The 6,697-nt window shown below is 65.6% G+C and carries 4 protein-coding genes and 2 pseudogenes; 2 read left to right on the top strand and 4 right to left on the bottom strand.

What is annotated here, in order from left to right; genetic code table 11:
* The 4 genes and pseudogenes from EN781_RS21745 to EN781_RS21730 form a co-directional block, all read right to left on the bottom strand.
* Window positions 1-240 (bottom strand): annotated as a pseudogene (locus EN781_RS21745) (carbohydrate ABC transporter permease); the annotation flags it as partial.
* Window positions 237-1,184, bottom strand: coding sequence for a sugar ABC transporter permease (locus EN781_RS21740; protein ID WP_126059255.1), 948 nt, complete (start codon window positions 1,182-1,184; stop codon window positions 237-239). The pseudogene EN781_RS21745 and the gene EN781_RS21740, both read right to left, overlap by 4 nt.
* Before the next feature lie 107 nt (window positions 1,185-1,291).
* Window positions 1,292-2,623 (bottom strand): ABC transporter substrate-binding protein, encoded by a 1,332-nt coding sequence (locus tag EN781_RS21735; protein ID WP_126056826.1) that lies wholly within the window; start codon window positions 2,621-2,623, stop codon window positions 1,292-1,294.
* A gap of 233 nt (window positions 2,624-2,856) precedes the next feature.
* Window positions 2,857-3,555: a PIG-L deacetylase family protein gene (locus EN781_RS21730; protein ID WP_126056825.1), complete on the bottom strand. Its 699-nt coding sequence runs from the start codon at window positions 3,553-3,555 to the stop codon at window positions 2,857-2,859.
* A gap of 26 nt (window positions 3,556-3,581) precedes the next feature.
* On the opposite strand from EN781_RS21730, the pseudogene EN781_RS36015 reads away from it, so the two are divergent.
* Both EN781_RS36015 and hrpB read left to right on the top strand, forming a co-directional pair.
* Window positions 3,582-4,471: pseudogene (locus EN781_RS36015) on the top strand (DMT family transporter).
* A 55-nt stretch (window positions 4,472-4,526) separates the two neighbouring features.
* Window positions 4,527-6,689, top strand: a complete 2,163-nt coding sequence (gene hrpB, locus EN781_RS21720; protein WP_245492629.1) for an ATP-dependent helicase HrpB — start codon at window positions 4,527-4,529, stop codon at window positions 6,687-6,689.
* Window positions 6,690-6,697: the final 8 nt, after the last annotated feature.

The raw sequence follows: 6,697 nt of genomic DNA, 5'->3' as shown, positions 1-6,697 counted from the left end.
GATGTATTCCGGCGTCTGCCGGGTGCGCGTCGTGAACAGGTTGCAATACCCCTCGATGCTCGGCTGGAACACGATCTTCGGCGGATAGGCGATCGAATCCGGCGGCGTCTTGAAGCTGGTGGCGAAGATCCACAGCAGCGGCACGATCGAGATCAGCGCATAGGCGACGATGATCGTGCCGGCGACCAGCTTCGAATTCGCCGAGGGCGCGACGACGGAATGGGCTGATGTCAGGCTCATCTCTGCTTCACCTTGTTGAGCGCCTTGACGTAGATGTTGGCCAGGCCAAACACGGCGACGAACAGGATGATGGCGAAGGCCGAGGAATAGCCGGTGCGCCAGCTCTCGAAGGCCTGCCGCTTCAGCGTGATCGACGCGACCTCGGTGGTCGAGCCCGGCCCGCCGCCAGTCAAGAGATTGACCATGTCGAACATCTTGAAGTTCTCGATGCCACGGAACAGCACCGCCAGCATGATGAAGGGCAGCGCCATCGGCAGCGTGATCGACCAGAACTGGCGCCAGTTGGAGGCGCGGTCGACCTCGGCCGCCTCGTAGATGTATTCGGGGATCGAGCGCAGGCCGGCGAGGCAGATCAGCATCACGTAAGGCGTCCACATCCAGGTGTCGACGATGATGATCGACCACGGCGCCAGGTCGACGTTCGACAGCATTTGCACATTCGTCGGCGGAATGCCGGTGACGAAGGAGATGACATAGGAGAACAGGCCGATCTGCGGCTCGTAGAGGAAGCGCCAGAAATTGCCGACCACCGCCGGCGACAGCATCATCGGCACCAGGATGATGGTCGTCCAGAAGGCGTGGCCGCGGAACTTGCGGTCGATCAGCCAGGCCAGCGTGAAGCCGATCACCGTTTGCAGGAGGATGGTCCAGAAGACAAAATGCGCCGTCGTCTGCATGGCGATCCAGATGTCCTGGTCGGTCAGGATGCGCTTGTAGTTGGCAAGCCCCAGGTTCTTCACCACCTCGTTCGGGCGGTTGGCGCGGTAGTTGGTGAAGGACAGATAGATCGCCCAGAACAGCGGGAAGATGTTGATGGCGAGCAGCAAAAGGATCGTCGGCGAGATGAACAGCCAGGCGAGGCCCTTGTCGCTGATGCCCCGGACCCGGCGGGCCAACGGCTCCGGCGTGGCCCGGGCAACGTTGTCCGCAGTCCGATTGAGCATGGTCAGTCCTGCATCGGTCACTTGGATGTCTCTGCGATGGAATTTATCTGAACTGCGTCCCGTGCCAAGGGCGGCACGGGACGCTGCGGTCTGGCCCGGGAGGAGCCTTACATCTTGCCGTCGTCCTGGAACACCTGCGTCCAGTCCTTGACCAGGCCGTCGAGCGCGTCCTTGGCCGAACCCTGGCCGGCCACGACATAGTCATGGAAGCGCTTCTGCGAGGCCTGCAGCAGTGGTGCGTAGCTCGGCTCGGCCCAGAAGTCCTTCACGATGGCCATCGAGTCGAGGAAGGTCTGCGCATAGGGCTGGCTGGCCGGGAACTTCGGGTCCTTGACCACCGCGTTAAGGCAGGAATAGCCGCCCAGCGACCACCACTTGGCCTGCACGTCCTTGTTGGCGAACCACTTGATGTATTTCAGCGCCGATTCCTGTTTGTCGGAATAGGAGACCACCGAGATGCCCTGGCCGCCGAGCTGGGCGAACTGGTCGCCGTCGGGACCCTTGGGATTGGCGAAATAGCCGATCTTGTCGCCGCCGACATTCTCGTCCTTCTGCAGGCCAGGCCAGGTGAAGGCGAAGTTCATGTGCATCGCCACCTGGCCGGATTTGAAGGCGTCGACGCCTTCGCCCATATAGCTGTTCGAGGCGCCGGGCGGGGTGCAGCAATCATAGAGCGCCTTGTAGAACTCCAGACCCTTCACCGACTTCTCGGAGTTGACGAAGCCTTCCATCTCGTAGGGCTTCTTCGGATTCTCATACTGGAAGCCGAAGCTGTAGAGCACGTCCATGGCGCCCATGGTGATGCCTTCCGAGCCGCGCTCGGTATAGATCGAGGCGCCATAGACCGTCTTGCCGTCGATCTCGCGCTTCTGGAAGAATTCGGCGACCTGCTTCAGCTGATCGAAGGTCGCCGGCGGACCGAGATCCCAGCCGTACTTCTCCTTGAATTCCTTCTGCAGCTCCGGCTTGGAGAACCAGTCCTTGCGGTAGGTCCAGCCGACGACGTCGCCCATGGCCGGCAGTGCCCAGTAGTTCGGCGTGTTCTTCGGCCATTCCGAATAGCCGACCACGGTCGCCGGCACGAAGTCGTCCATGCTGATCTTCTCCTTGTCGAAGAAGTCGTTCAGCTTGACATAGTGGCCGTTCTCGGCGGCGCCGCCGATCCACTGGCTGTCGCCGATTATCAGGTCGCACAATTTGCCGTGCGAGTTGAGCTCGTTGAGGAAGCGGTCGGCATAGTTGGTCCACGGCACGAACTCGAACTTCATGCCGATGCCGGTTTCCTTGGTGAAGTCCTTGGACAGTTCCACGAGTGCGTTGGCCGGGTCCCAGGCGGCCCAGCAAAGCGTCAGGTCTTCCGCATGCGCGGCGTTCGAGACGGCGGTCGACGCGGTGATCGCCGAGGCCAGACCCAACGCCAGTTTCAAGGTCGATTTCATGCCTTCCTCCCATTTGCGAAACGCGTCCGGATGACGGTTTCAAGAGCCCTCAACCCCCGCTCCTCCGGGGGCCTAAACGTGACGGTGCGCTGAGCGCCGGATGTTTAGTAATTTGTTTAGTGATGCTCTTTTTACTAAACAACGCAAGCGAATTCGTTGCTGCGCCGCAACATGGCGGAAGGCACGCTTGAAATCGTTGGAAAATAACCGCCGACCGTTCCGGCCGTTCGTTGTCAGCCCGCTTGCTGCACGGTCTTCGAACTCACCGTCACTGGCCGGATCGGCGGCGCCGGCGGCAGCAGGGCGCGGATGTCGGCGAAGGGGAAGACCGGCTCGAAGCGGAAGGCTTCGGCAAGCGCACCCGAGGCGCCGTTGCATTGGCTGGCGCGGAAGGCGTTCAGCGTCCGCGATGCCTCGACGAAGCGCTCGGGGTCTTGCGAGCGATGCGCCCGGATCGCGTCAGCCTTGATCCCGGCATGGCCGGAGATGTCGACGTAATGCGTCGGCGAAAAGCCGGTGCCGCCAAGCGTATCGGCATGCAGCACCGGCACCGCGAACGATGCCGCGATGCGCACGCCGTCCGACAGCGCACGGTGGTCGCCATGATAGTCGTTCGGCGCATGGGTGATGGCGAGATCGGGCTTCACCTCGCCGATCAGCGTCCTCAGCGCGCCGATCAGGGCGGCGTCGGCCACGAGCGCCCCGTCGGGAAAGTCGAGGAAGCGCGGGACGACGCCAAGCAGCCCTGCCGCCGCCGTCGCTTCCTCGCGGCGCGCGCGGGCAAGGGTTGCCGGAGCGCCCTTGCCGCCCTTGGCGCCGTCCGTGGCTATGGCGAAAGTCAGTTCTGCGCCTAGCGCGGCATAGGCGGCCATCGTACCGAACATGAATATCTCAATGTCGTCCGGATGCGCGCCGAGCGCCAATACTCTCACTCTTCTCTCCCCGGAAATGGAAAAACGTGCCGAACGGAATCCTGCTCGCCCTGCTCGCCTATGCAAGCTATTCGGGCAGCGATGCCGTTATCAAGAGCCTGGGCGGACAGTTCACCGTCTTCGAGATCGGCTTCTTCGTCACCTTGTTTGCCGGCTGTCTCCTTTTCTTCACCCGTCCGGCAAACGAGCGTTGGCGTGATTTCTGGCGCATGAAGCGGCCATGGGCCGTGCAGGCCCGGGCCTGGTGCGGCATCGCCTCCGGCGTGCTCAGCGTCTACGCCTTCACCCACATTCCGCTGGCCGAAGTCTACGCGCTGATCTTCCTGGCGCCCCTGCTGGTCACCGTCCTGTCGACCGTCATCCTGAAGGAAAAGGTCGGCCCGTGGCGTTGGCTGGCCGTGGTCGCCGCTTCGCCGGAGTGATGCTGGTGGTGCGGCCAGGCTTTCGCGAATTGAACCTTGGCCATCTGGCCGCCTTCGTGAATGCCTTTCTCGCCGCCACCAGCGTCATCCTGATGCGCTCGCTTGCCCAGCAGGAGAAGCGCACGTCCATGCTCGGTGTCCTGGTTGGCTACGGCCTGCTGTTCAACGGAGCTGGTGCCGCTACCGCCGCCTTCGCGTTGCCGAACCCCGTGCAGTTCGCCTGGCTGGCCATGGCCGGCGCCTTCACCGCCGGCGGGCAACTGATGCAACTGCTCGCCGCCAAATACGCGCCGGCCAACCGCATCGCGCCGATGCACTATTCGCAGATTGTCTGGGCCGTGATCCTGGGCGCGCTGTTCTTCCACGAATATCCGGACGTGCTGTCGCTCATCGGCCTCGCCGTAGTCGGCGCCTCCGGCTTGCTCACCATGGTGCGCGAGGAGGTGCGGCTGGGCACGGTGCGCTGGAATCCATTTTCGCGCACCAGGCTTTGAGGTGGCCGTCAGCGCGTTGTTGCGTGCTGGCCATGGGCGCTGATATGCGGGCGTGATGAAGACCAACCCCTTGCCGGAGCTTCCGGTCTCCGCCGTGCTGCCGGCTCTTGGCGAAGAGCTGGCGACGAAGAGCAGCGCCGTGCTGGTGGCGCCGCCCGGCGCCGGCAAGACGACTCTGGTGCCGCTGGCGCTGCTCGACGCGCCGTGGCTCGGCGCGGGCAGGATCATCCTGCTCGAGCCGCGCCGGCTCGCCGCTCGCGCCGCCGCCCGCCGTATGGCCGAGTTGCTCGGCGAGGAACCCGGCGGAACCGTCGGCTATGCCATGCGCATGGAGAACCGCACCTCGGCGCGGACGAAAATCCTCGTCGTCACCGAGGGTGTTCTCTCGCGCATGATCCTCGACGATCCCGAACTGCCCGGCGTCTCCGCCGTCATCTTCGACGAGTTCCACGAGCGCTCGCTCGACGGCGATTTCGGCCTGGCGCTGGCGCTCGACGTGCAGGGCGCGTTGCGGCCGGACCTGCGCCTGCTGGTCATGTCGGCGACGCTCGACGGCGCGCGCGTGGCCAGACTCTTGTCAGGCGCGCCGGTGATCGAGAGCGAGGGCCGCGCCTTCCCGGTCGACATTCGCTATGACCAGCGGTCGCCGGGCACGGCGATCGAGGACGCCATGGCCATGGCGATCCGTACGGCGCTTGCCGAGGAAAGCGGCAGCCTGCTCGCTTTCCTGCCCGGCCAGCGCGAGATCGAGCGCACCGCAGAGCGGCTGCGGGATCGCATCAGTGCCGACACGGACATCGTGCCGCTCTATGGCCAGCTCGACAACAAGACGCAGGACGCGGCGATCAGGCCGTCGCCGCCGGGCCGCCGCAAGGTGGTGCTGGCGACCTCGATCGCCGAGACCTCAATCACCATCGACGGCGTGCGCGTCGTCATCGATTCCGGCCTGTCGCGGCTGCCGCGCTATGAGCCGGCCAGCGGCCTGACCAGACTGGAGACGGTGCGCGTCAGCCGGGCTTCCGCCGACCAGCGAGCCGGCCGCGCCGGCCGCACGCAAGCAGGCGTGGCCATCCGGCTGTGGCGGGCCGAGCAGACCGCGGCACTTCCCGCCTTCACCCCGCCTGAAATCCTCGAGGCCGATCTTTCCGGCCTGCTGCTCGACTGCGCAGCCTTCGGCGTCGCCGATCCCACGAGCCTGTCCTTCCTCGATCTGCCACCGGTTCCGGCGCTCAACGAAGCGAGGGCCTTGCTGGTCGCCCTGCATGCCATCGAGGACGCCGGGCGTCTCACCGACGCCGGTGCCGCCATGCGCAAGCTCGCGCTGCCGGTGCGGCTTGCCCATATGGTCGCCGAAGCCGCCGCAACCGGCCACGCGATGGAGGCGGCCACCCTTGCCGTGCTGCTCACTGAGCGCGGGCTCGGCGGCGACGGCGCCGATCTCGAACGCCGGCTGATGCGCTTTCGAACCGAGAAGTCGCCGCGTGCCGTGTCGGCCCGCCAGCTCGCCGAACGGCTGGCGAGGCAGGCTACACCCTCCGCCCCGAGGGGGGAGGGTCAGAGTGCCGGCGCGCACCTCATCCACGCCTGGCCGGACCGCGTCGCCAAAGCACGCGGCGAACGCGGCCGTTTCGTGCTGGCCAATGGTTCGGGCGCCATGGTCGATGCCGCCGATCCGCTGGCGGGCGAGACCTGGCTGGTCGTTGCCGACCTGCAGGGCAAGGCGCAGAACGCCCGCATCACCGCCGCCGCTCCGGTCGACGAGACCGATATCCGCGCCGCCCTTGCCGACCGCATCGAGATCCGGCGCGAGACAAGCTTCGATCGCGACCGGCGCGCCGTGCGCGTGCGCGAGACAGCCCGGCTCGGCGCCATCACACTGGCCGAGCGCATGCTGCCGGCGCCGTCCGGCGTCGACGCGGATCGGGCGATCCTCGAAGCCCTGCGTGAGCATGGCCTGTCGCTGCTCGACTGGGGCAAGGAGGCCGAGACGCTGCGGCAGCGGCTCGGCTGGCTCAATCGCGGCCTCGGCGCACCCTGGCCCGATGTTTCCGACGCCGCCCTGCTCGACCGTATCGAGGACTGGCTGCTGCCGTTTCTGACGGGCGCGGCGTCCTTTGCCGCGATCAATTCCGGCGCCCTGTCGGCCGGCCTCATGTCATTGGTGCCGCACGAACTGCAGCGCTTCGACCTTGCGCTGCAGTTCGTGCGGCACCAATGACATGAGGC

It is taken from the genome of Mesorhizobium sp. M4A.F.Ca.ET.090.04.2.1 (assembly GCF_003999085.1).
In the GTDB taxonomy this organism is placed as follows: Bacteria; Pseudomonadota; Alphaproteobacteria; order Rhizobiales; family Rhizobiaceae; genus Mesorhizobium.
The sequence above is the reverse complement of the archived record's forward strand: the minus strand, read 5'-3'. Positions and strand labels throughout refer to the sequence as shown.

Excerpts from the sequence above, each read along its gene's own strand:
- EN781_RS21740 (WP_126059255.1), bottom strand. The coding sequence starts at position 1,184 with ATGCTCAATCGGACTGCGGACAACGTTGCCCGGGCCACGCCGGAGCCG.
- EN781_RS21735 (WP_126056826.1), bottom strand. The coding sequence starts at position 2,623 with ATGAAATCGACCTTGAAACTGGCGTTGGGTCTGGCCTCGGCGATCACC.
- hrpB (WP_245492629.1), top strand. The coding sequence starts at position 4,527 with ATGAAGACCAACCCCTTGCCGGAGCTTCCGGTCTCCGCCGTGCTGCCG.